Genomic DNA, 23,096 nt, shown 5'->3' with positions numbered 1-23,096 from the left:
CGGCAGCCCCCTGAGACCTCAACGGCATAGGAGCTTTGTGCGTGTTGGGGAAGGTCCGCTGACCGCAGTCGTGCGATACCGCACAACCGCAGGGTGGGTGTACGGCCCGGGGCGTGCGGTTGAGAGCCACAGCGGCCGTTTCGGCCGATCGGCCACCGCGCTGGTCACACTCCGCCAGCGGCCAATGCGACTCCTGTACCTGCGCGTTGAGACGTCGGCCACCCGCCCCGCGACACAGGGGCCTCGGGCGTTGCGGACGTCGATCCGGCCACTCGATCAGTGGCCACGCTCAAAGGCTTCCCTTGCCGTAAAGCGGCAGGCGCCGAAAGGGAAGGTCACTCGCCGATCCGCCGCGAAGCAGGGAGGAATTCCTCCCCTCACAGAACGCCAGCGCGGTGCGATGCTCTATAACGTCTCATCCCCCGCAGTGGTCGTACGTCGCCCTGGCAAGAGAATGCCACCGAATGTCACCTACCCCTGACGGCCAACCCCGCAAGCTGCCCTTCGTCGTCTGGGCGCTGTCTGCCGGAACGTTCCTCATGGGCACCACCGAATTCGTCGTCGCGGGCCTGCTCCCCGAAATCGCCGACGATCTGAATGTCAGCGTCTCTCATGCGGGCCTGCTGATCACGGCATTCGCGGCAGGCATGATCGTCGGCGCGCCGACGATGGCCATCGCGACATTGCGCCTGCCGCGGCGTTCCATCCTGATCCTCGCGCTCGTCGTCTTCGCTCTCGGCCACCTGGCCGCCGGGCTCAGCTCGTCCTTCGCTCTCGTGGTCGCGGCCCGCGTGGTGACCGCACTGGCGACCGGGACCTTCTGGTGCGTCGGCGCGATCGTGGCCACGACCGCAGCAGGGCCGACGGCGACATCACGGGCCCTGGGCATGCTCCTGGGAGGTCTGACCGTCGCCACGGTGGCGGGCGTACCTCTGGGCGCGTGGCTGGGGCAGCTGTCGGGCTGGCGCGGGCCGTTCTGGGTGCTGGCCGCGCTGTCGGCGGGCGCGGCTGCGGTCATCGGCTGGTTCATCCCTGCCGACGAGCGGCGCGATGCGCCTTCCGTCCGGGCTGAGTTCGCTGCGCTGCGGGATGTTCGGGTCTGGCTGACGCTGAGTTCCATGACGCTGCTGATAGGCGGTGTCCTGGCGACCTACACCTACATCTCACCTCTGCTCACCGAGCGGGCCGGTATCTCCGCTGGAGCCGTGCCCTTGGTTCTGACCGGCTACGGCCTGGGCGCCCTGCTGGGCACCACGGTCGGCGGGCGTCTGGGTGACCGTCTCCCCCTTGTCACGCTCCTCACGGCCGCCGCCACGACCACGCTGGTCCTGCTGTTGTTGACCTTGCTCTCCCCGAGCCCCGTGGCGGCCGTCGTTCTGGTGACGCTGATGGGGATGACCGGCTTCGCCGCGAACCCGGCGCTCGGCGCGCTGGCTCTGCGCTTCGCCGGTTCCGCGCCCACGCTCGCCTCCGGCCTCAGTGGCGCGGCGCCCAACGTGGGAATCGCCATCGGATCCTGGACGGCGGGCATGTCCCTGGCCTCTCCGCTGGAGCAAGCGGGGCCTCCGTTGGTCGGCACGGTGGCGGCGGCCCTCACCTTCGTACCGCTGACCGTCCTCGCGCTGATGCACGCCGCCCGATCCGAGACGCCCCCAACTCAGCGGGGGCCAGCCTCAGGCCGACCGGTCGGGTGCAGCACTCAGGACAGTGGCTGACGCTGCACTTGGCTCGGCCTGCCCACGAGCAGGTTCGTCGGCCGCCGCGGGGCGCGGTCAGCGGAGCGCAGAGGACGGCGCCATGTTCTGGTCGGCGGCCCAGGAGGCGAGGATGCGCAGCCGCTCGTGGGTGGGCGAGCCGGGGGCGGCGGTCCAGACGGTCAGGTGCTGGTCGGGGTCGGTGTTGGCGGTGAGGGTGTCCCAGTCCAGGACGAGTTCGCCGACGACCGGATGGTTGAGGGTCTTGGTGCCCACGGTGCGGGCGGCGACCTTGTGGTCGCCCCACCACTGGGCGAACTGCTGGTCGCGGGTGGACAGTTCACCGACCAGCTCGATCAGACGGGGGTCCTCGGGATACTTCGCCGCCTCCATCCGCAACTGCGCCACGGCCGTGTGTGCCGAGCCCTTCCAGTTGGCGTACAGGCTGCGCATCGCGGGATCGACGAAGATGAGCCGCGGGTAGTTGCGGTGCTTCTCCGGAATGCGGGAGAAATCGGTGACCAGCGCGGCCGCCAGCGCATTCCAGGCCAGAATGTCACCGCGCCGCCCCTGCACGATGGCCGGGGTGGCGGTCAGGTCGTCCAGCACCCGCTGTAGCTGCGGCTGGACCTTCTGCCTGCCGTGGCGCCGTGTGCGAGTGATGGTCTTGCCCGCGAGCTGGAACAGATAGCCCCGCTCGTCGTCGTCCAGGTGCAGGACGCGGGCAATGGTGTCCAGCACCGGAGCCGACGCCTGCATACGGCCCTGTTCAAGACGCGTGTAGTAGTCCGTGCTGATGGAGGCGAGCTGGGCGACCTCCTCACGACGCAGCCCGGCCACCCGCCGAGGCCCTCCGGTCTCCGGGAGCCCGACCGTGCGCGGGCTCAGTTCGGAACGGCGCTTCTTGAGGAATTCGCCGAGCTCATTGAGAGGAACGTTGCTGGTCATGCTTCCCATCCTGAGGAGGCCGGCAGGTTCTGGTCGGCGGCCCAGGAGGCGAGAATGCGCAGCCGGTCGTGCGCGGGGGATCCCGGGGCGGCGGTCCAGACCGTCAGGTACTGGTCGGGGTCGGTGCTGGCGGTGAGGGTGTCGCAGTCGAGGGTGACCTCGCCCATGACCGGATGGATCAGGGTCTTCCTGCCCACGGTGCGGGCGGCGACCTTGTGGTCGCCCCACCACTGGGCGAACTGCTGGTCGCGCAGAGACAGTTCACCGACGAGCGCGATCATCCGGGGATCCTCGGGATACTTCGCCGCCTCCATCCGCAGCTGCGCCACCGTCACGTGCGCGGCCGTCTCCCAGTCGGCGTAGAGGTCGCGCATCGCCGGATCCGTGAACAGGAGCCGCGGGTAGTTGCGGTGCTTCGCCGGGATGCGGGAGAAATCAGTGACCAGCGCGGCCGCCAGGGCGTTCCACGCCAGAATGTCCCCGCGCCGCCCCTGGACCATGGCCGGGACGGAGGTGAGGTCCTCCAGCACCCGCTGCAGTTGCGGCTGGACCTTCTGCGCGCCACGGCGCCGGGTGCGGGTGGCGGTCTTGCCCGCGAGCTGGAACAGATAGCCCCGCTCGTCGTCGTCCAGGCGAAGGACGCGGGCGACGGTGTCCAGCACCGGAGCCGACGCCTGCATACGCCCCTGTTCAAGACGCGTGTAATAGTCGGTGCTGATGGAGGCGAGCTGGGCGACCTCCTCACGGCGCAGTCCGTCGACCCGGCGTGGCCGGCTGGTCGAGGGAAGCCCGACCGTGAGCGGGCTCAGCCGTGAGCGGCGCTGCTTGAGGAATTCTCCCAGTTCATTGAGGGGGGCGTTACGGGTCATGCTTCCCAGCATTACATCGATCGCACCTTTGGAAGGGGGGAGAATTTCCTCCCCGGATGCATCTCTCCCCGGATAGATTCCTCCGCTTTTCGCGCCCGCCCTCGCGTGTGAGGCTCGATCGTGAGCAGCCATTCCTGACTTCGGCTGCGGCACACAGACCCTCGTATTGAAGGAAGCACCCCCATGCGCGGAGCAGTCATTCACGCCCCCGGCGACGTGCGCTTCGAAGAGCTCGATGACCCGAAGATCATTCACTCGACCGACGCTGTCATCCGCACGGTCGCCACCTGCGTATGCGGCTCGGATCTATGGCCCTACCGCGGGGCGGAGCCGGTGGACCAGCCCCACCCGATGGGCCACGAGTACGTCGGCATCGTCGAGGAAGTCGGCAGCGAGGTCACCAACGTCAGGCCGGGCCAGTTCGTGGTCGGCTCCTTCGCCACCTCGGACAACACCTGCGCCAACTGCCGTAACGGCTGGCAGTCCAGCTGCCTGCACCGCGAGTTCATGAGCACCTGCCAGGCCGACTACGTGCGCATCCCCAACGCCCACGGCACCCTCGTCGCCACCGATGAGCACCCGTCCGGTGAGTTCGTGCCCGGCCTGCTCGCCGTTTCCGACGTCATGGGCACCGGCTGGTACGCCGCCGTGGCCGCCGAGGTCAAGCCCGGCTCCACCGCCGTCGTCGTCGGTGACGGAGCGGTCGGACTGTGCGGCGTCATCGCCGCCAAGGAGCTCGGCGCCGAGCGGATCATCGCTATGAGCCGCCACGTCTCCCGACAGAAGCTGGCCCTTGAATTCGGCGCCACCGACATCATCGACGAACGCGGCGACGAAGGCATCGCCCGCGTCAAGGACCTCACCGGCGGCATCGGCGCCGACTCGGTCCTGGAGTGTGTCGGCACCCCCGAGGCCATGCGGCAGGCCCTGCACTCCGCCCGCCCCGGCGGCAACGTCGGCTTCGTCGGCGTCCCCCACGAGGTCGCCCTCGACGGACAGGAACTGTTCTTCTCCCAGGTCGGCCTGCGCGGCGGCCCCGCCCCCGTCCGCCGCTACCTGCCCGATCTGATCGACCGGGTCCTGACCGGCCGGATCAATCCGGGCAAGGTCTTCGACCTCACCCTGCCCCTGGACCAGGTCGCCGAGGGCTACAAGGCGATGGACGAACGCCGCGCCATCAAGACCCTTCTCAAGCCCTGACCCGTAAAACGTCCCGCTATCCGGGGCGGGCTTGCCAAGCCCGCCCCTCCCCCACCAAGGACACACCGTGACCACCTTCGCCCTCATCGGTGCCGGTCCCGGCCTCGGGCTCGCCACCGCCCGTCGCTTCGGAACCGCCGGCCACACCGTCGCCCTCATCTCCCGCAACACTCAGAACCTGGACGACCTGACGGCCGAACTCGCCGACGACGGTATCCAGGCCCGCGGCTTCGCCGCCGACGTCCTGGACATCGAGTCCCTCGACGCGGCCCTCTACGCGGCCGGAGCCTCACTCGGCCCGATCGAGATCCTCCAGTACAGTCCCGTCCCCCGCGCCGACTTCATGGAGCCGGTCCTCGACACCGGCGCCGACGACCTCGACGACCCGCTCGCCTTCTCCGTCAAGGGACCCGTCACGGCCGTGAACGCCGTCCTGCCCGGTATGCGCGAACTCGGCCGCGGCACCCTGCTGTTCATCAACGGCTCCAGCGCCGTACGCCCCAACCCGAACGTCGCCGGCACCTCCATCGCCTTCGCCGCCGAGAGCGCGTACGCCCGCATGCTCCACGACACGCTCGCCCCCGAGAACATCCACGTCGCCCAGCTGATCGTCCCCGGAGCCATCCGGCCCGACGCCGAGCACAGTAGCCCCCACGCCCTGGCCCAACGCCTCTACGACATCCACCGCGAGCGTGACGGCTTCCGCCACTACTCCGAGCCCCTGCCCGACTGAGACCCCGGAGCACTCCCATGCACTCCGCCGCCCGCCGCGCCCTGGTCCGCACCGTCCCGGCAGCCGCTCTCCTGCTGGCCGTGGCCGCCTGCACCAGCGACTCATCAGGAGCCACGCCGTCCTCCGCGTCCTCCTCCCCGGCGTCCTCGGGGCAGCAGGAGGCGTCCTCATCCACCGCACCCAGTGCATCAGCCGACAGGAACACCGCCATGGCCATCCGGGTCACCATCGACGGCCGGCCCGTCGACGCCACTCTCAACGACAGCCCTGCCGCCCGCGACTTCGCCGACCTGCTCCCGCTCACCCTGGATCTGGAGGACTTCCACCAGACGGAGCGGATCGCGGACCTGCCGCGCAGGCTGACCACCTCCGGCGCCCCGGACCCAGCCGTGCCCCGGGCCGGGGACCTGGCCTACTACGCACCCTGGGGCAACCTGGCTCTCTACTACCGGGACGGCGACTCCGCCTCCGCCGACCTGCTCATCCTCGGCCACGTCGACGCCGACGCCGACCGACTGGGCACGGCCGACCGCATCACCATCGAAGCCGCCTCCTGAGCTTCGGCAGCCAGGTGGCCGCCCCCGGCCGCTCCGCCCGCCTCCCCGTCCCCGGTGTCCCGGCCGCCCTTCTGATTCCGCCATTCCGCTCGAAGAGAGACCACACGCATGTCTTCCGCGTCCGGGACCACCCCCGGCAAGCTCCCGTTCGTCGTCTGGGTGCTCGCCGCAGGCACGTTCCTGATGGGCACCACCGAGTTCGTCATCGCCGGACTGCTGCCCGAACTGTCCACCGACCTCGGTGTGAGCACCTCCCAGGCCGGGCTGCTGATCACCGCCTTCGCCATCGGCATGATCATCGGGGCGCCGACCATGGCCCTGGCCACCCTGCGCCTGCCCCAGCGCCAGACGCTGATCCTCGCCCTGACCGTCTTCAGCCTCGGCCACGTGGTGGCTGCCCTCAGCACCTCCTTCACCGTCGTCATCGCCGCCCGCGCCGTCACCGCGCTGGCCACCGGAGCGTTCTGGTCCGTCGGCTTCGTCGTCGCCACCGCCGCCTCGGGCCCGGCGAGGGCCACCCGCGCCACCGGCGTCATGATCGGCGGGCTGACCCTGGCGAACGTCGTCGGCGTGCCCATCGGCTCCTTCGCCGGCCAGTTCGTCGGCTGGCGCGGCCCGTTCTGGGCCCTGGCCGCCCTCTCCGCGCTCGCCGCCGTCTTCATCGGCCGCTTCATCCCCGCCCAGGAACAGCGCGGAGGCGTCTCGCTGCGTGCCGAGTTCGGCGCCCTGCGCCAGGGCCGGCTGTGGCTGGCGCTGAGCGCCGCCATGCTGATCATGGGCGGTGTCCTGGCGACGTACAGCTACGTCACCCCGCTGCTGACCGACCGCGCCGGGATCCCGGCGGACGCCGTACCGTTCGTCCTCATCGCCTTCGGCGTCGGCGCGCTGGGCGGCACCACCACCGGCGGCCGCCTCGGTGAGCGCCGTCCGATGGCCACCACCATCACCGCCGCCGCGGCCACCGCCCTGGTCCTGTTCCTGATGATCCCGCTGTCCACCAACGCGGTCGCGGCCACCGTCCTCGTCTTGCTCATGGGACTGACGGGATTCACGGTGAACCCCGTCGTCACCTCGCTCGCCATGCGCTTCGCCGGCGACGCCCCCACCCTCACCTCCGCGCTGACCACCTCCGCCTTCAATGTCGGCGTGGCCGGCGGATCCTGGATCGCCGGTGTGGCCCTGGACTCCTCCCTCGGCCTGACCGGCCCGCCCCTGGTCGGCACGGTCATCGCCGTACTCACCCTGCTGCCGCTCATCGCCCTCGCCGTCCACGGCGCGTCGGGCGTGAGCCGCATCGTGGCCCAGCGCACTGCCCCGGCCCACGCCGAGCAAGACGAACCCGCGCAGGCGCTGTTCCCTCGCTGAGCGCGGACCCCCCACTGCACGACCACCGACACGGACCGGCGCACGGAGGCGGCGCGCAGACCTCGCCACGAATGCCGTGCCGAGACCCGGACCCACAATCAGCCCACGTTGGGAGAGCACGACATGACCCCCGCCTACGACTTCACCGGACAGGTCGCCTTCGTCACCGGCGCCGGCTCCGGCATGGGCCTCGCGGCCGCCCGCGCCTTCGCCGAGTCCGGGGCCGCCGTCGCCCTCACCGACATCGACGAAGCAACGCTGGACGCGGCCGCGAAGGAGCTCACCGACGCCGGCCACCAAGTCCTCGCCCTCACCTGCGACGTCAGCGACGAGGAGCAGGTCACTGCCGCGGTCGACCGCACGGTCGAGACCTTCGGCCGCCTCGACATGGCTTACAACAACGCCAGGATCCAGATCCCGCCCAGTGACGCCGCCGAGGAGCCCGCCGAACGCTTCGACCGCGTCAACGCCATCAACCTGCGCGGCGTGTGGGCCTGCATGAAGCACGAGCTGCGCCATATGCGCGCCCAGGGCAGCGGCGCCATCGTCAACTGCTCCTCGCTCGGCGGTCTGGTCGGTCTCCCGGGCCGCGCCTCGTACCACGCCTCCAAGCACGGAGTGATCGGCCTGACCACCAGCGCCGCCCTCGAATACGCCCCGCGCGGCATCCGCGTCAACGCCGTCTGCCCCGGCACCATCAACACGCCCATGGTCAGCGACATGATCGACAAGGGCGAGCTGGACCTCGCCGAGGCCGAGGCGAACCAGCCCATCAACCGGCTCGGCACCGCCGAGGAGATCGCCCAGGCCGTCCTGTGGCTGTGCAGCCCCGGCGCGAGCTTCGTCGTCGGCGTCGCCCTCCCCGTCGACGGCGGCTACGTCGCCCGATAAGGAAAGGCCACAACGCCGGCATCGGGCCGGCACCCCAAACCCCGCTCGTAAGCAACGATTGTGAGGCGTCATGAAGTTCGTCAAGCAGCAGCCCACCAGCAAGGCCCCGGCGGACTGGTTCACCGGTGACGTCTGGTGGGACGTCATCGTGGCCGGCCAGGAGCCGTCCCGGATGCGCGTCAACACGGTCCGCTTCTCGCCGGGCGCGCGCACCAACTGGCACTCCCATGTGCTGGGCCAGGCCCTGCACGTCGTCTCCGGCGTCGCCCTGATCGGCACTCGGGACGGCACGATCGTCGAAGCCCACCCGGGCGAGACGGTCACGTGCCCGCCGGGCGAGGAGCACTGGCACGGAGCCGTGCCCGACCGGTTCATGGAGCACCTCGCTCTATGGGAGGGCAAGGGCGACGGCAGCACGGAAACCACCTGGGCCGAGCCGGTCTCCGACGAGCAGTACAACGGACCGCGGACCCGCGAACTGCCGCGCGCCACCTCCTGATCCCGACCCTCACACGCCGAGGAAGATCCGTGCCATGAGGACCCCTACCGCTGTCGCAGCCCAAAGATCCGCACCGTCTCGTACTTCACCTGCGCCAGATCCCGCGGATCACAGAACGTCGAGGCGCTGAACACCGCATCGACCACAGCCTCCGGCCGGGGATTCAGCGTCCGGGAAGCCCGCAGCGCGGCCATTTCCGGGTCGCTCGTCGCCTTGCCGACCACGCCACCTCCCTCGCTCGCCGCTACCTCAAGAACTGCTGTCCGCAGGAGAGGCTCCACGCGGATCAAGGCTCCGGCCGGGCGCTAGGTGGCCCCCATGAGGCGGCGGTCCGGGCCCGCCGTCCTGTTGCGTGGCACGATCGGTTTCGTGAACGGTGTGGCTTCGGCACGCGAGGAGACCGCATGGTGGGTTCTCGTCGTCGGTGATCGTTTCGTCCCTGACGGGTACCGTGTCGATGCCCTGGCGTGGGTGTGCGGTCCGACGCTCCTGGCCGGTCCGCAGCCTCGACGAGCTGGGGTGGGTGTGAGCGGTGGCGCGTGAACTGGTGCTCGGTGTCGACGCGGGACACACCGTGGCCAAGGCCGTGCTGTTCAACGCCGTCGGCCGGCCGGTGGCGCAGGGCAGTGGCACGCTGCCGCTGTCCACCCCTCGCCCGTACTGGGTCGAGCGGGACATGGACGACGTGTGGCGGACGGCGCACCGGGCCATCGCCGCCTGTCTCGCCGAGGCCGGTCCGGACGCGGGGCGGGCTGTCGCCGCGGTGGGGGTGGCCGGGCACGGCGACGGACTGTACGCAGTCGACGAGCTCGGCCGGCCGGTGCGCGCCGCGATCGTGGCGATGGACACGCGCGCCGAACCCGTGCTGGAGGAGTGGCGGGGCACTCCGGTCTGGTCCCGTTCCCTGGAGTTGTCGGGCACGGTGCCCTTCGCGGGCTCCCCGGCCGCCCTGCTGGCCTGGCTCGCCCGCCACGAACCAGGGGTGCTTCAGCGGGCGCGTTGGCTGTTGTCCTGCAAGGACTGGCTGCGCCTGCGGCTGACGGGCGTGGCGGCCACCGATCCCACGGACGCCAGTGCCTCGTTCACCGACATGCGGCGCGGTGGCTACGCGCCGGAGCTGCTCGATCTCTACGGTCTCGGCGCCCTCGCCGGCCTGCTGCCGCCCGTCCTGGCGTGCGACGCGGTCAGCGGAACCGTCACCCGTGAAGCCGCCGCGCTGACCGGGCTCCCCGCAGGCACCCCCGTCGTGACGGGCGCCCATGACGTCGACGCCGCCGCGCTCGGGATCGGCGGCACAGCACCGGGCAAACTGTGCCTGATCGCCGGGTCGTTCAGCATCAACCAGGTGGTCGGCGAGCGTCCGGTGGTCGATGCGCGTTGGCAGGTCCGTCATTTCGTCCGCCCGGGGCAGTGGATGACCATGTCCACCTCACCCGCGTCGGTGGCGAACCTGGAATGGTTCCTGCGGGTCGCGGGCGCGCCGGCCGACCAGCGGTACGGCGTCCACGAGGCGATCGGCCGCGAGGTCGAGGCATGCCTGGACGGTCCGTCGGAGGTGCTGTTCCACCCCTTCGTCTACGGCTCCCCGCACCCGCATCCCACGTCGGGCACGTTCCTCGGACTGCGCGGCTGGCACGGGCGCGGCCATCTTCTGCGGGCACTGATGGAAGGCGTCGTGCTCAATCACCGTTGGCACGTCGACGCGCTCTGCTCGAAGCTGCCGATCAGCGGGGCAGCCCGGCTGACCGGCGGCGCCGCGCGCAGCGAGGTGTGGAGCCAGATGTTCGCCGACGCCCTGCGGCGGCCGGTCGAGGTGACCGACGTGCAAGAGAGTGCCGCCCGGGGAGCAGCCCTACTAGCCGCAACGGCCGTAGGACTGCTCGACGACGTGACGGACCCGCGTGCCGCAGCGGCCGTGCTCAGGCGCCACGAACCCCGCCCCGATCGGGTCGCCGTTCTCGACGAGGCGTACCAGGTGTACCGGGAGGCGTTGGAGGCTCTCGGACCGGTCTGGGCTCGCCTGGACGCGCCCGAGGCTCGCGAGCGAGTGGCCGACGAGCCGACGACATGAGGGATCGACGGGCCTCCAGGCACGGCGACTGCCGCTGCACGGGGGTCGCCGCGCCGTCGTAGCGGTATGGCGGCTGGGCGCCGGCGCGGGTGCAGGTGTCGGCCGCGATGTCCACGGCGTACGACAGCAGCCGGGCTAGCTCGCCGGCGCCGAGGTGGTCGACTCCTTCGCGGCTGAGTCGGCCGGTGTGGTGCAGATGGGCGAGCACTCCGGCGGTGAAGGCATCGCCCGCTCCGACCGTGTCGACGACCCGGACCGCCGGGGCCGGCACATGGACGCGGGCGTCGCGGCCGACGGCCCAGGCTCCCTGGGAGCCGAACGTGATCAGGACGAGTCCTGCCCCTGACGCCAGCCAGCGTTCGGCCACCGCCTCGTACGACTCACCGGGGTAAAGCCAGGCCACGTCCTCGTCGCTCGCCTTCACCACGTCGGCGAGCGCCACCCACTCGGCGAACCGCCGGAGATAGGCGGCGCGGTCGGTGACCAGGCCCGGCCGCACGTTCGGGTCGAGGGACACCAGCCGCCGTCCCGCCTCCCGGCGCAACAGTCCGTCGAGCATGGAGGCCAGGGGCTCGAGCAGCAGACCCAGCGACCCGAGGTGCAGAGCCGTCCCCGCGGGCAGCGCACCGCGGTCCGGGAGAGCGGCGAGATGTTCAGGGAGCAGGCCGCGGTCGGCGGTGCCGTTCGCGTGGAAGGAGTAGGCGGCCGGCCCGTCCTCGCGCAGATGCACGGCGGCGAGAGTGGTGGGGTCGGATGCGGGCAGCGCGTGGGTGAGCCGGGTGCCGGATGCCGCGAGGTGCGCGCGCAGGAGATCGCCGAAGTGGTCTTCGGAGATGCGCGCGAGCAGTGCCGTGGGGACTCGCAGTCGGCCGAGACCGGCGGCAACGACGGCAGGCTGGTCTGCGGGTTCCGGTCTGGCGCTCATGCGGGTTCCTCAGGGACGGCGGCGGCAAGGTCGCGGGCTGGGGCTGGGCTCATCGGTGGAGTCCCGCAGCCCTCAGAGACCGCTTGACGATAAGTCTGAAGAGAATTTCTCGCAAGATGTGTTAACAACGGCGCAGTCTCCTGCTAATAATTCGGCCATCGAAACGCGCCCGACTCCCCAGGGACGCATCCACACCCCTGCTCGACCCGTCGCGCCTCAGTCGAGGTCCCGGCGAATCCGCACGAGAGGTCCCCCGTCACATGGCATCGACCAGATACGCCCTCATAGCCGGCGCCGCCGCCACCGCCCTGCTCGCCACCGCCTGTTCCGGAGCCGGAGCCGGTGGGTCCTCGGGCGGCGGCAAGAGCATCAATGTCCTGATGGTCGGCAACCCGCAGATGGAGGACATCGCGAAGCTGACCAAGAGCACGTTCACCAAGGACACCGGGATCAAGGTCAACTTCACGGTCCTTCCCGAGAACGAGCTGCGCGACAAAGTCACCCAGGACATCGCCACCCAGGCCGGCCAGTACGACGTCGCGACCATCGGCGCCTACGAGGTGCCTATCTGGGAGAAGAACGGCTGGCTGCACGATCTGGGCTCCTACGCCGACAAGGACACCAGCTTCGACAAGGCCGACCTGCTCAAGCCGATGGTCCAGTCACTCACCGGCTCGGACGGCAAGCTGTACGCCCTGCCGTTCTACGGCGAGTCGTCGATGCTCATGTACAACAAGGACGTCATGAAGGCGAAGGGCGTCACGGTGCCCGAGCATCCGACCTGGCAGCAGATCGCCGACATCGCGGCCAAGGTCGACGGCGCCGAGCCCGGCATGAAGGGCATCTGCCTGCGCGGTCTGGCCGGCTGGGGCGAGCTCGGGGCACCGCTGACGTCCATGGTCAACACCTTCGGCGGCACCTGGTTCACCAAGGACTGGAAGGCGCAGGTCAACAGCGACGGCTTCAAGGAGGCCACGAAGTTCTACGTCGACCTGGTCCGCGAGCACGGTGAGGCCGGCGCCCCGCAGGCCGGGTTCACCGAGTGCCTGAACGCGCTGAGCCAGAAGAAGGTCGCCATGTGGTACGACGCGACCAGCGCGGCCGGATCGCTGGAGGACTCCGCCTCCAGCAAGATCGCCGGCCATGTCGGCTACGCCTACGCACCGACCGTCAAGACGGACAGCAGCGGCTGGCTGTGGGCCTGGTCATGGGCTATGCCGAAGACCACGAAGAACGCCGACGCCGCCTCGAAGTTCATGCTGTGGGCTTCCAGCAAGAAGTACGAGAGCCTCGTCGGCAACAAGCTCGGCTGGTCGCGTGTCCCGGCCGGCAAGCGGGCCAGCACGTACGAGATCCCTCAGTACAAGAAGGCCGCCGCATCGTTCGGTGACATCACCCTGAAGTCCATCGAGGGCGCCGACCCGGCCAACCCGGGCGTCCAGCCCAGGCCGACGGTGGGCATCCAGTACGTGGCCATCCCCGAGTTCCAGGACCTGGGCACCAAGGTGACGCAGGAGATCTCCGCCGCCATCGCCGGCAAGACATCCGTGGACAAGGCGCTCGACGACGGCCAGAAGCTGGCCGAGGACGTCGCCAAGACCTACCAGAAGTGACCTTCAGCGCCCGGCCGGCCCGCCGGCCGGGCGCCGCTTCCCCGACCCCGGCCTTCACCGGCAGAGGAACCACTCATGACCACGCTCACCGCACCCCCCAAGACACCACCCCCACCCGTCCGCCCCCGCAAGTCCTCGGGCGCGGCGGCCAAGTGGAAGCGCCGCATCCCGCTGCTGCCGGCGCTGATCTTCACCATCGTCGTCACCCAGCTGCCCTTCGTGGCCACGCTGATCATCTCCACCTTCCAGTGGAACATCCTCAAGCCGGGCGAGCGCCACTTCGTCGGCCTGTCCAACTTCTCGTTCGTCTTCACCGACGAGCGGCTGCGCACGGCCGTGCTCAACACCGTTGTCCTCACCGCGTCGGTGGTGGTCATCAGCGTGATCATCGGACTCGGCCTGGCGATGCTCCTCGACCGCCGCTTCGCCGGCCGCGGGCTGGCGCGCACGCTGCTCATCGCCCCGTTCCTGGTCATGCCGGTCGCGGCGGCGCTTTTGTGGAAGCACGCCATCTACAACCCCGACTACGGACTGCTCAACGGCACCCTCAACGCCGTATACAGGTTCTTCGGAGCGGACAACGGCCCCACGGTCGACTGGATCTCCTCGTATCCCATGCCGGCCGTCGTGATCTCGCTGGTCTGGCAGTGGACCCCGTTCATGATGCTCATCCTCCTGGCCGGCCTGCAGGCACAGCCCGGTGACGTCCTGGAGGCGGCCCGCATGGACGGCGCCTCCGCGCTGCAGACCTTCCGCCACATCACGCTGCCGCATCTGCGCCAGTACATCGAGCTCGGTGTACTGCTCGGCACGATCTACGTCGTGCAGACCTTCGACGCGGTCTTCACCATCACCCAGGGCGGCCCCGGCTCCCAGACCACCAACCTGCCCTACGAGATCTACCTGACCATGTTCCGCAAGTACGAGTACGGCGAGGCGGCCGCCGCCGGTGTCGTCGTCGTCCTCGGCGCGTTCGTCATCGCGACCTTCGCGCTGCGCACCATCGCGTCACTGTTCCGCGAGGAGACATCCCGATGACCCACGCAGCAGCCGCCGCGCCCGGGGCGAGGCTCACCAAGCTCTTCCGCCGCAAGCAGGACCAGGGCGGTGAGCCCCGGCTCTCCCCCCTGTGGACCTTCGTCGCCTGGCTCGCCACCCTGGCGTTCTTCGCGCCCGTGGCCTGGATGGTCCTCACCTCCTTCCACCAGGAGGCCGACGCGGCCACCAACCCGCCCACCCCCTTCGCCGCCGTCACCTTCGACCAGTACAAGCTGCTGTTCAGCCGAGACATCACCCCCTTCCTCCTCAACTCGGCCATGGCCAGCATCCTTTCGACGCTGCTCGTGCTCGCCCTGGCGGTGCCGGCGGCCTACGCACTGTCCATCAAGCCGGTCGAGAAGTGGACCGACGTGATGTTCTTCTTCCTGTCCACCAAGTTCCTCCCGGCCATCGCGGCCCTGCTGCCCGTGTACCTGATCGTCAAAGACGCCGGGATGCTGGACAACGTGTGGACGCTGGTCATCCTCTACACAGCCATGAACCTGCCGATCGCGGTCTGGATGATGCGCTCCTTCCTCGCCGAGGTCCCCAAGGAGATCCTGGAGGCGGCCGAGGTCGACGGCGCCGGCCTGCTCACCGTGCTGTGGCGGGTCGTCGCACCGGTCGCCATGCCCGGACTCGCCGCTACCTCGCTGATCTGCTTCATCTTCAGCTGGAACGAGTTCATGTTCGCCGTGAACCTCACCGCCACGCAGGCGTCCACCGCGCCGGTGTTCCTCGTCGGGTTCATCACCAACGAGGGCCTGTTCCTGGCCCGGCTGTGCGCGGCCGCCACCCTGGTCTCGCTGCCCGTCCTCATCGCCGGATTCGCCGCCCAGGACAAGCTCGTCCGAGGCCTCTCCCTCGGAGCGGTGAAGTGAGGGCGGCCGTCATCACGCAGCCCGGCAGCGTCGAACTCACCACCGTCGACGACCCCGCTCCCGGCCCCCGCGAGGTCGTCGTCGAGGTCGCGGCCACCGGGCTGTGCGGCACTGATCTGCACATCCTCCAGGGGGAGTTCGCCCCGAAGCTCCCCATCATCCCCGGCCACGAGTTCGCCGGCGAGGTCGTGGCCCGCGGTGCCGAGGTCACCGAGCTCGCGCTCGGCGACCAGGTCGCCGTGGACCCGTCGCTGTACTGCTTCGAGTGCCACTACTGCCGCCTCGGCCACAACAACCTCTGCGAACGCTGGGCCGCCATCGGCGTCACCCACCCAGGCGCCGCCGCCGAGTACGCCGTGGCGCCCGCCGCCAACTGCGTCCGACTGCCCGACCACGTGGACGCCCAGGACGCGGCCCTGATCGAGCCGCTGTCCTGCGCGGTGCGCGGCTACGACGTCCTGCGCAGCCGCCTCGCCTCCCGCGTGCTCATCTACGGCGCCGGAACCATGGGCCTGATGATGCTCCAGCTCGCCAAGGCCACCGGCGCCGCGAGCGTCGACGTCGTCGACCTCAACGCCGAACGTCTGGCCACAGCATGGCAGTTGGGCTGCTCCGCCGGAGCCGCGTCCGCCGACGAGATCGACCCGCCGCACCACGGATGGGATCTGGTCGTCGACGCCACCGGCAACGCGAAAGCCATCCAGGACGCCCTCGGCCGGGTGGGCAAAGGCGGTACTTACCTGCAGTTCGGGGTCGCCGACTACGCGGCCCGGGCCACCATCGAGCCGTACAAGATCTACAACCAGGAAATCACGATCACCGGCTCGATGGCCGTCCTGCACAGCTTCGAACGCGCCGCGGACCTCTTCGCCACCGGTGTCATCGACCCGCGCGTCTTCATCAGTGACCGCCTCCCGCTGGCGGCGTTCCCGGACGCGGTCGCCCGCTTCCAGGCAGGCATCGGCCGCAAGATCCAGATCCAGCCCAGCCTCGCCACCGCGTGAACGCCCGAAACCGAACGGAATCCCCCATGACCGAGAAGATCCGCCGCGTTCTCGTCCGCTCCCTCGACGACATCACCCTCGAGGAAGTGGCCGCCCCCGTACCCGGGGATGACGAGCTCCTGTTGCGCACCACCGTCGTCGGCGTGTGCGGCTCCGACACCCATGCGGCGGCCGACCACCACCCCTTCATCGACCTGCCCTACCGGCCCGGCCACGAGGCGGTCGGTGTCGTCGCCGCGGCCGGGAAGGGAGCCGAGGACTTCGCGCCCGGAGATCGAGTGATCATCGAGCCCAACCTGTACTGCGGACGCTGCCCCCAGTGCCGCTCCGGCCGCTACAACATCTGCCAGGAGCTGAAGGTCTTCGGCTGCCAGACGCCCGGCGCCATGGCCGACCTGTTCACCATCGCGGCCGACCGCGTCCACCGCGTTCCCGACGGTATGACCGACATCGAGGCCGCCCTCGTCGAACCCCTGGCCACCCCCGTGCACGCCGTGGCGAAGGCCGGTGACCTCACCGGACGCACGGTTGTCGTGCTCGGCGCCGGGCCCATCGGTCTGCTCGTCCTCGCCGCTGCCCGGCACGCGGGCGCCACGAGGATCGCCGTCACCGACCTGTTGCCGGGCAAGCGGGACCGCGCCCTGCGTCTGGGAGCCGACTCGGCCCTGCCCGCCGACGCCACCGACCTCGCCGACCAGGCCCACGCGGCACTCGGCGGACCCGCCGACGTGGTCTTCGACTGCGTGGCGCGCGAACAGTCCATCGCCCAGGCCACCGACCTGGTCACCAAGGGCGGCACGATCATCGTCGTCGGCGTCGGTGCCGGCGGCACCACCCCGGTCCGCCTCGACCTGATCCAGGACCGCGAAATCCGCATCGAGGGCACCCTGATGTACACCGGCGACGACTACCGCACCGCGATGGCCCTGATCTCCTCCGGCGCCATCGACACCGCCGAGATCGTCACCGCCACCTACCCGCTGGAGGACGCCGCCAAGGCGTTCGCCGCATCCGTCGACCCAGAGCAGGTCAAGGTGCTGGTCACGGTGGACGGACGGTAGCCCACGGCACGCAGGCAGGGGTGCAGACATGGACGCAGACACGCACGCCGTACGCCGCCGCCGCGCGGGTGGCCCGAGGCCCGCGAGCCGGACGGACCCCGACCCGCACCGGCCCGTGTGGGAAACTGCGATACCGGAGCGACCGGGAAGGAGGGGCGCCGTGACCGCCCGAACGCGACTGTCACAGGCGGCCGTCGAGGAGCGACGTCAGGCCGTCCTGCGGTACGTCGCCGACCATGGCGAGACCCGCATCGACGACCTCGCCCGGCACTTCGACGTCAGTCTGATGACGATGCACCGGGACCTGGACGATCTCACCGGGCGGCATCTACTGCGCAAGGAGCGCGGGCGGGCCGTCGCGTTCCCCGCCCTCACCATGGAGACGGCCACCCGCTTCCGTGAGAACAGCGCCCTCGCGGCCAAGAACGCGCTGTGCGCGGCCGTCGCCGGCCGGATCAGGCCGGGCAGCACGGTGCTCATGGAGGACTCGACCACCCTGTTCCCCCTGGTCCCGGCGCTGGCGGAGATGGATCAGCTGCACGTCGTCACCAACTCGGTCGGCCTCGCCCAGCGCCTCGGGTCCGCCGCGCCCGCAGTGAACGTCACCCTGCTGGGTGGCCATTACCGCGGCGACTTCAACTCCTGCACCGGCCCCACCGTCACCCGGGCCCTGTCCCGGATCCGTGCCGATCTCGCCCTGCTGTCCGCCACCGCCGTCCTGGAAGGACGCCTCTTCCACCCCCTGAACGACTACGTCGAGGTGAAGCTGGCCATGCTCGCCTCCGCCGAACAGGCGCTGCTCCTGGTGGACCACTCGAAGTTCGGCAAGACCGCCACGTACGCGTACGGCACCGTGGCCGATTACCACAGTGTCATCACCGACACCGGCACCCCCGACACGGAACTCGCGGCCATACGAGACCTCGAAGTCCCCGTCGAGACGGTCGAACCCGAAGAGCCTTCCCTGTGATCCGCACCCTGTTCGAAACACCGAGCGCCTACCGTCCCAGCGGCGCCGAGATGGCCGCGCCGGTGCCCTCGGTCCAGGCTGTCCTGTTCGACTTCAGCAACACCCTCTTCCAGATGATCGACCTGGAGACGTGGCTGCGCCGGGTCGGCTCCGCCACCGGCCGCCTGGCCGTGCTGGACGAGCCCAGCGCAGTGGCCGAAATCTCCGACCAATTGCGCGCCGCTTTCCGGTTGCCCTCCGTCGTAGCCCTCCAGGAAGGTCGTGATCTCTCCTCCGCACAGCACCGCCGCGCCATGTGGGGTTGGTGGGAGCAGGTGGACTTCCTGCGCGGTGCGGAGGAGGCGGCCTACCGGGAGCTCACGACCCCGGACGCTTGGGTTCCCTATCCCGACACCGAACCGGTCCTGCGTGCCCTGCGCCAGCGCGGACTGCGCGTCGGCGTCGTCAGCGACTTCGCCTGGGACCTGCGCACCCACCTCGTCCATCACGAGCTGGACGCCTTGATCGACACCTGCGTGATCTCCTACGAGCAGGGCCGGGAGAAGCCCGACCCACAGTTGTTCCTCAAAGCCTGCGCCGATCTCGGCGCGGACCCCCGCGCCACCCTGATGGTCGGCGACAACCCGGTCCGCGACGGTGGCGCGGCCGCCTGCGGTCTGCGCACGTACATCCTGCCGGCGGAGCACCGCATGGGAGAGCGCGGCTTGCTGGACGTGCAGCGGCTCGTGGTCTGACGGCGGTGGCCCATGGGCCGATGGGAAACCGCCCCGACGGATCGCCGAGCGGCGGGCGACCTTGTGGCCCTCGGTGCGCGCGACCCCACGGCGCCCTGGTGCAGTCGGAGGGATAGGGGGCTCCGCGCCGAAGCGGGTGCCGATGAGTCCGTGCAATGGGGTACCGGACTCGGCCGCACTCGCCCCGGCCTCATGGGTTCGGGAGCGGTCAACGTGCCCGGTCCTCGGAGCGGTCGGGTTGTGAGCAGTCTTGGCATGGGATGTCCAGGGAACGACGGGGACGCGTGCTCAGGTCGGCATGCAGGTGTTGGAGGGGCCGAGGGCGGCCAGGATGATTCGATCCCCGCCGGCCCGATCGCGTAGAAGGCCGACCGAGCTGGATCAGGACGACCGGCCGTTGCACTGCTCGTCCGTGACGTGCTCACCCCATTCGGTCTCGGGGCCTTGCTGGCCTTCGGCCAGGCTGTCCCAGACGGCCAGATGGGTCATGAAGTGGTCGGGAGTGGCGCCGTGCCAGTGCCACACGTCGGCCGGGCACCAGACGGTGTCGCCACGGCGGCACAGGCGACGGACGGCGGCTGGACCTGGGCTCAGACCGCCGCACTGATCGTCCCGTTCATCGTTCTTCGGCGCCTTCCTGACGTACGCCCTCAATCAACGGGCCGTACGTAAGGAGCGCCGGGCGAAGACCTTCGCGGAGGCCCGGATGGCCTTCCACCAGGCATGGATTCAGATCGAGGCATCGGAGGTCGCGGGTCCCTACGCGACTCTCGTGGCCACGGCACGAGCGGAGGCAGGCGGCAGGCGGCAGGCGGCAGGCGGCAGGCGGCAGGCGGCAGGCGGCAGGCGGCAGGCGGCAGGCGGCAGGCGGCAGATGAGTCTCGCCTGGCAGCAGCCGCCCATAACCAGTGACGGCGGCATGCGGGGCGGGCCTTCGTGGGCGATGCCGAGTGTGCAGTGACCCATTAGGCCGTCGGCGGTGGGCGTCACCAGCACGGGCGGGGCCAGCGGGCTCCCGGCCCCGGTGACAGGGCTGTACATCCGGGCTCCTGCGGGGAACTCGTCCACCTCGGGGATCTCCGCTCGTGACCGCCGTCGCCCCGTCAGCTGGCCGGCGACGTGGCGGACGCCGTCCGCCACACGGTGGAGCGTGTCCGGGGAGGCGGCGGTGCGGACAGTGGCTTCCACCAGGACGCGCAGCTCGTGGCCGAGGCGGCTGACGGCCGCCTTCTGGCGTTCCAGCTCCCCTTCCTCGTCTGTCGCTTGCGTGGAGTCGGTGGATGTCGGGTCAGTGAAGGATGTGTGCATCAGGCTTCTCGGTGCGGTGGGCTGGTGGGGTGCGGGCCGGGTGCGGTCAGTCATCGGCCCGGACGAAGACCGGCTTCAGGTGCTTCTGCGGCAGCGCGGTCGGCAGGTCTTCCCAGTCGATGACGTGGGAGACGACTTTCTCGGGGGCGACCTTGCCGGAGGCGGCGAGTTGAAGGGCGTCGGGGATGTGGGCGCGGACGTTGTCGCGGGCGACGCGCAGGGTGACGCCGTTGAGATACATGTCGAGCAGTGGCAGTTCGCCGGGACGGAAGTGGTTGCCCGCCGACTCACAAATCCCTTCCGGAGTGAGGGATTTGACGGCCAGGGCGAGCTGGTCGACGCGCCCGGTGGCCTCGACGGCGATGTCGTAGCCCTGGGGCATCGGGTCCAGGGTCTCGGCGGTAGCGGCTCCGAACGCGCGGGCCAAGGTGCGGTGTTCGGGGTCGGGGTCGACGTAGAGCACTTCGGAGGCGCCGAGCGCGCGGGCGATGTCGCACACGTACAGGCCGATGCTGCCGCGGGCGACGACCAGGACGCGTGCTCCGGGCCGAGCCTTGAGGTGGGGGGCGACCAGGCGCCAGGCCAGGGACCAGTTGTCGCTGGCGGAGGCCATGGCCACCGGGTCAAGGCCGGCCGGTAGCGGGACGAGCATGGCGTCGGCGTAGGGCACGCGGACCAGGTCGGAGAAGAGCCCGCCCCAGCTACCGCCGATCGGTGCGCCGTACATCGCCATGTACGGGACAGCGGTGCAGTGCGCGGTCAGCCCGGCCCGGCAGCGGTCGCAGGTACCGCAGTTGATGGACCAGGGGACGACGACCAGGTCACCGGGGGCTACGGCGGTAACGGCGTCGCCGGTCTCGACGATCCGGGCGACGCACTCGTGGCCGAGGGCGAAGGGCGGGTCGATGAAGCCGTGACCGGCCAGGATGGAGGAGTCCACGTCGCAGGAGGTGGCGGCCACCGGGGCGACGATCGCCTCCCCGTCGGCCTGGAGTTTCGGGTCGGGCGCCTCGCGCCACTCGACGGTGCGCTTGGCGACGTAGGTCAGTTCACGCATCGGTGCGCTGTCCCTTCGCCAGGGCCACCAGGTCGGCGTAGCGGATGACGGAGCCGCCCGCGCCCCAGGTGCCCTCGGGCTGTTCGTGAACCAGGACCCACACCCGCAGGGCGTCGTCCAGGCCGAGGTCCGCCGCGGCCAGGACAGTCTTCGTCGCCTCCTCGACCAGGCCCGCCTTGCGGCGCTCGGACAGGGCGCCTTGCGGGACGTTGACCTCCACCAGGAAACGCGGCGCGTCGTCCTCGGCGGTGGTCTGGGCGCCGTCCGGCAGCTCGGTGAGGTAGCTCCACGCCTGGGCGCGGAAGAACGCCGTGTCGGATGCGCCCTCCCAGCGCAGCAGTACGGCGGCGAGATCGCGCTGGACACTTCGGCGGCCCTGTTCGGTCAGGGCACCGGCAGGGACCGTGAGCCGGATCATCGGCATGGGCGTACCTCTCTTCGTTCCGTTCGACTCTTCGCTTGACCACACAGGTCTATGACAGTCGTTATAACCGACGGTCACGCTAGACTATGACGGTCGTTATATCCAGTGGGGTCAGAAGGGATCATGTACGTGACCAAGTCCAGTCCGGCGGCGCGTGAGCGGATCGTGGCCGGTGCGGCCGACATGATCAGTCGGCGCGGTCTGAACGCGACGAGCATCCGCGAGATGGCCAAGCACGCCAGGGCGCCGCTCGGCTCGACGTACCACTACTTCCCTGAAGGCAAGCAGCAGTTGGCCACCGAGGCCGTCCGCTACACCGGCGAGTGGGTCGCGCGCCGGCTGCGCAAGGAGTTGGAGGCGGGACCGGTCGCCGGGCTGCGGGCGTTCCTCGCCCTGTGGCGCAAGATCGTCGTCGACAGTGACTTCAGGGCGGGCTGCCCGGTCCTCGCCGTCTCCATCGAGGAGCCGCCCACGGACGAGACGCCTCCCGCCGTGGTGGCCGCCGCCGACATCTTCACCGCATGGGAGGGCCTGCTGTCCGCCTCGCTGCGGGAGCACGGCGCCGAGCGCGAGCAGGCGGCCCAGCTGGCCACCCTCGTCGTCGCGGCCGTTGAGGGGACTGTGGCCATGTGCCGCGCCAAGCGCAGCATCGAGCCCCTCGACCGCACCGCGGAGCAACTGCAGGCGCTGATCCTCGCCACGATCAAGGAGTGAGCCGGCCCGCGCTCGACGCCTCGGGGTTCAGGCGCCCAGCGCGGCGCGGACGGCCTTGGCCCTCTCCTGCGTGAACACCCCGCTCTCGAGGAGCGGGAGGACGGACAGCACGCCCCCGGACGAGCCCCAGCTGCCCTCGTCGATCACGCGGAAGTTGACCCACCACGTCGGTGACGGCTTCTCCAGTCCGCAGGCCGCCGCCAGTGCGGCCAGGACGCGCTCGATGACCTGGGCTCGTACGTCCGGCTGCCAGGCGGCGTCCATGACCGCGATGTCGACCACCATCACGTCGAGTTCCTGGCCGGCGTCCGAAAGCAGCCGTCCGCCGATCGCCATCATGTCCCGCTCACGCTCGACGAAGTGCACCTGGAACCCGACGCGGGCGGCCGGAGCCGACTGTCCCACCTCGGGCACCAGCACCGCGTCCGTCAGCGTCTCGGCCAGCTCACGGCGCTGCTCCAGGCCCAGGCGCCCCTTGGGGGCGTTCACGGTAATGATCGTCACGACATCCTCCTATGACAGTCGTTATAGATGCTGGCA

24 protein-coding genes and 1 pseudogene are annotated in these 23,096 nt (G+C 70.2%); 16 read left to right on the top strand and 9 right to left on the bottom strand.

Going from position 1 to position 23,096, the window contains the following annotated elements:
• The first annotated feature begins 464 nt into the window (after positions 1-464).
• Positions 465-1,715 (top strand): MFS transporter, encoded by a 1,251-nt coding sequence (locus tag OG866_RS44150; RefSeq protein ID WP_329343734.1) that lies wholly within the window; start codon positions 465-467, stop codon positions 1,713-1,715.
• A 57-nt stretch (positions 1,716-1,772) separates the two neighbouring features.
• Here the strand turns inward: OG866_RS44150 and OG866_RS44145 are convergent, their stop codons facing one another.
• Both OG866_RS44145 and OG866_RS44140 read right to left on the bottom strand, forming a co-directional pair.
• Positions 1,773-2,642 carry a helix-turn-helix domain-containing protein gene (locus tag OG866_RS44145; RefSeq protein WP_329343732.1) on the bottom strand — a complete coding sequence of 290 codons (870 nt, stop codon included), beginning with the start codon at positions 2,640-2,642 and terminating at the stop codon, positions 1,773-1,775.
• Positions 2,639-3,511 (bottom strand): helix-turn-helix domain-containing protein, encoded by an 873-nt coding sequence (locus tag OG866_RS44140; protein ID WP_329343730.1) that lies wholly within the window; start codon positions 3,509-3,511, stop codon positions 2,639-2,641. Before OG866_RS44140 ends, OG866_RS44145 begins: the two co-directional genes overlap by 4 nt.
• Positions 3,512-3,694: 183 nt before the next feature.
• On the opposite strand from OG866_RS44140, the gene OG866_RS44135 reads away from it, so the two are divergent.
• The 6 genes from OG866_RS44135 (at position 3,695) to OG866_RS44110 (ending at position 8,756) form a co-directional block, all read left to right on the top strand.
• Positions 3,695-4,711 carry a zinc-dependent alcohol dehydrogenase family protein gene (locus tag OG866_RS44135; protein WP_329343727.1) on the top strand — a complete coding sequence of 339 codons (1,017 nt, stop codon included), beginning with the start codon at positions 3,695-3,697 and terminating at the stop codon, positions 4,709-4,711.
• 67 nt (positions 4,712-4,778) lie between these two features.
• Positions 4,779-5,444 carry an SDR family NAD(P)-dependent oxidoreductase gene (locus OG866_RS44130; RefSeq protein ID WP_329343725.1) on the top strand — a complete coding sequence of 222 codons (666 nt, stop codon included), beginning with the start codon at positions 4,779-4,781 and terminating at the stop codon, positions 5,442-5,444.
• A gap of 17 nt (positions 5,445-5,461) precedes the next feature.
• The gene (locus OG866_RS44125; protein ID WP_329343723.1) at positions 5,462-6,001 is read left to right on the top strand and encodes a cyclophilin-like fold protein; all 540 of its coding nucleotides are present in this window, start codon (positions 5,462-5,464) and stop codon (positions 5,999-6,001) included.
• A 108-nt stretch (positions 6,002-6,109) separates the two neighbouring features.
• Positions 6,110-7,366 (top strand): MFS transporter, encoded by a 1,257-nt coding sequence (locus OG866_RS44120; protein ID WP_329343721.1) that lies wholly within the window; start codon positions 6,110-6,112, stop codon positions 7,364-7,366.
• 123 nt (positions 7,367-7,489) lie between these two features.
• Positions 7,490-8,257, top strand: coding sequence for an SDR family NAD(P)-dependent oxidoreductase (locus OG866_RS44115; RefSeq protein ID WP_329343719.1), 768 nt, complete (start codon positions 7,490-7,492; stop codon positions 8,255-8,257).
• Positions 8,258-8,327: 70 nt separating this feature from the next.
• Positions 8,328-8,756 (top strand): (R)-mandelonitrile lyase, encoded by a 429-nt coding sequence (locus tag OG866_RS44110; protein ID WP_329343717.1) that lies wholly within the window; start codon positions 8,328-8,330, stop codon positions 8,754-8,756.
• A 44-nt stretch (positions 8,757-8,800) separates the two neighbouring features.
• Here the strand turns inward: OG866_RS44110 and OG866_RS44105 are convergent, their stop codons facing one another.
• Entirely contained in the window at positions 8,801-8,980 is a 180-nt protein-coding gene (locus OG866_RS44105) for a hypothetical protein (RefSeq protein ID WP_329343715.1), read from the bottom strand.
• Positions 8,981-9,288: 308 nt separating this feature from the next.
• On the opposite strand from OG866_RS44105, the gene OG866_RS44100 reads away from it, so the two are divergent.
• Positions 9,289-10,827 (top strand): FGGY-family carbohydrate kinase, encoded by a 1,539-nt coding sequence (locus tag OG866_RS44100; RefSeq protein ID WP_329343713.1) that lies wholly within the window; start codon positions 9,289-9,291, stop codon positions 10,825-10,827.
• A gap of 79 nt (positions 10,828-10,906) precedes the next feature.
• Here the strand turns inward: OG866_RS44100 and OG866_RS44095 are convergent.
• A pseudogene (locus OG866_RS44095) lies at positions 10,907-11,752 on the bottom strand (PfkB family carbohydrate kinase); the annotation flags it as partial.
• Between the two features lie 260 nt (positions 11,753-12,012).
• On the opposite strand from OG866_RS44095, the gene OG866_RS44090 reads away from it, so the two are divergent.
• The 7 genes from OG866_RS44090 (at position 12,013) to OG866_RS44060 (ending at position 19,053) form a co-directional block, all read left to right on the top strand.
• Positions 12,013-13,365 (top strand): ABC transporter substrate-binding protein, encoded by a 1,353-nt coding sequence (locus OG866_RS44090; protein WP_329343711.1) that lies wholly within the window; start codon positions 12,013-12,015, stop codon positions 13,363-13,365.
• A gap of 75 nt (positions 13,366-13,440) precedes the next feature.
• Positions 13,441-14,403, top strand: coding sequence for a carbohydrate ABC transporter permease (locus OG866_RS44085; RefSeq protein WP_329343710.1), 963 nt, complete (start codon positions 13,441-13,443; stop codon positions 14,401-14,403).
• Positions 14,400-15,284, top strand: coding sequence for a carbohydrate ABC transporter permease (locus OG866_RS44080; protein WP_329343708.1), 885 nt, complete (start codon positions 14,400-14,402; stop codon positions 15,282-15,284). Before OG866_RS44085 ends, OG866_RS44080 begins: the two co-directional genes overlap by 4 nt.
• Positions 15,281-16,288, top strand: coding sequence for a zinc-dependent alcohol dehydrogenase family protein (locus tag OG866_RS44075; protein WP_329343706.1), 1,008 nt, complete (start codon positions 15,281-15,283; stop codon positions 16,286-16,288). The genes OG866_RS44080 and OG866_RS44075 overlap by 4 nt, the downstream gene beginning before the upstream one ends.
• Positions 16,289-16,314: 26 nt before the next feature.
• Positions 16,315-17,349 (top strand): zinc-dependent alcohol dehydrogenase, encoded by a 1,035-nt coding sequence (locus tag OG866_RS44070; protein ID WP_329343704.1) that lies wholly within the window; start codon positions 16,315-16,317, stop codon positions 17,347-17,349.
• Positions 17,350-17,509: 160 nt separating this feature from the next.
• Positions 17,510-18,319, top strand: coding sequence for a DeoR/GlpR family DNA-binding transcription regulator (locus tag OG866_RS44065; protein WP_329343702.1), 810 nt, complete (start codon positions 17,510-17,512; stop codon positions 18,317-18,319).
• Positions 18,316-19,053 (top strand): HAD family hydrolase, encoded by a 738-nt coding sequence (locus tag OG866_RS44060; RefSeq protein ID WP_329343700.1) that lies wholly within the window; start codon positions 18,316-18,318, stop codon positions 19,051-19,053. The genes OG866_RS44065 and OG866_RS44060 overlap by 4 nt, the downstream gene beginning before the upstream one ends.
• A 381-nt stretch (positions 19,054-19,434) precedes the next feature.
• On the opposite strand, the gene OG866_RS44055 is transcribed toward OG866_RS44060, so the two are convergent.
• The 4 genes from OG866_RS44055 to OG866_RS44040 all read right to left on the bottom strand — a co-directional run bounded on the left by OG866_RS44055 (position 19,435) and on the right by OG866_RS44040 (position 21,842).
• Entirely contained in the window at positions 19,435-19,578 is a 144-nt protein-coding gene (locus OG866_RS44055) for a hypothetical protein (protein ID WP_329343699.1), read from the bottom strand.
• Positions 19,579-19,812: 234 nt separating this feature from the next.
• Positions 19,813-20,361 (bottom strand): hypothetical protein, encoded by a 549-nt coding sequence (locus OG866_RS44050; RefSeq protein ID WP_329343697.1) that lies wholly within the window; start codon positions 20,359-20,361, stop codon positions 19,813-19,815.
• A 46-nt stretch (positions 20,362-20,407) separates the two neighbouring features.
• Positions 20,408-21,418: a zinc-dependent alcohol dehydrogenase gene (locus tag OG866_RS44045; RefSeq protein ID WP_329343694.1), complete on the bottom strand. Its 1,011-nt coding sequence runs from the start codon at positions 21,416-21,418 to the stop codon at positions 20,408-20,410.
• Positions 21,411-21,842, bottom strand: coding sequence for a tautomerase family protein (locus tag OG866_RS44040; RefSeq protein WP_329343692.1), 432 nt, complete (start codon positions 21,840-21,842; stop codon positions 21,411-21,413). Before OG866_RS44040 ends, OG866_RS44045 begins: the two co-directional genes overlap by 8 nt.
• A gap of 123 nt (positions 21,843-21,965) precedes the next feature.
• On the opposite strand from OG866_RS44040, the gene OG866_RS44035 reads away from it, so the two are divergent.
• Entirely contained in the window at positions 21,966-22,556 is a 591-nt protein-coding gene (locus OG866_RS44035) for a TetR/AcrR family transcriptional regulator (RefSeq protein WP_329343690.1), read from the top strand.
• A 27-nt stretch (positions 22,557-22,583) separates the two neighbouring features.
• Here the strand turns inward: OG866_RS44035 and OG866_RS44030 are convergent, their stop codons facing one another.
• Complete coding sequence (locus OG866_RS44030) at positions 22,584-23,060, bottom strand: tautomerase family protein (protein WP_329343688.1); 477 nt, start codon at positions 23,058-23,060, stop codon at positions 22,584-22,586.
• Positions 23,061-23,096: the final 36 nt, after the last annotated feature.

The sequence above is a fragment of the Streptomyces sp. NBC_00663 genome, from assembly GCF_036226885.1.
GTDB lineage: Bacteria > Actinomycetota > Actinomycetes > Streptomycetales > Streptomycetaceae > Streptomyces.
This window is presented reverse-complemented; position numbering and strand designations above follow the sequence as displayed.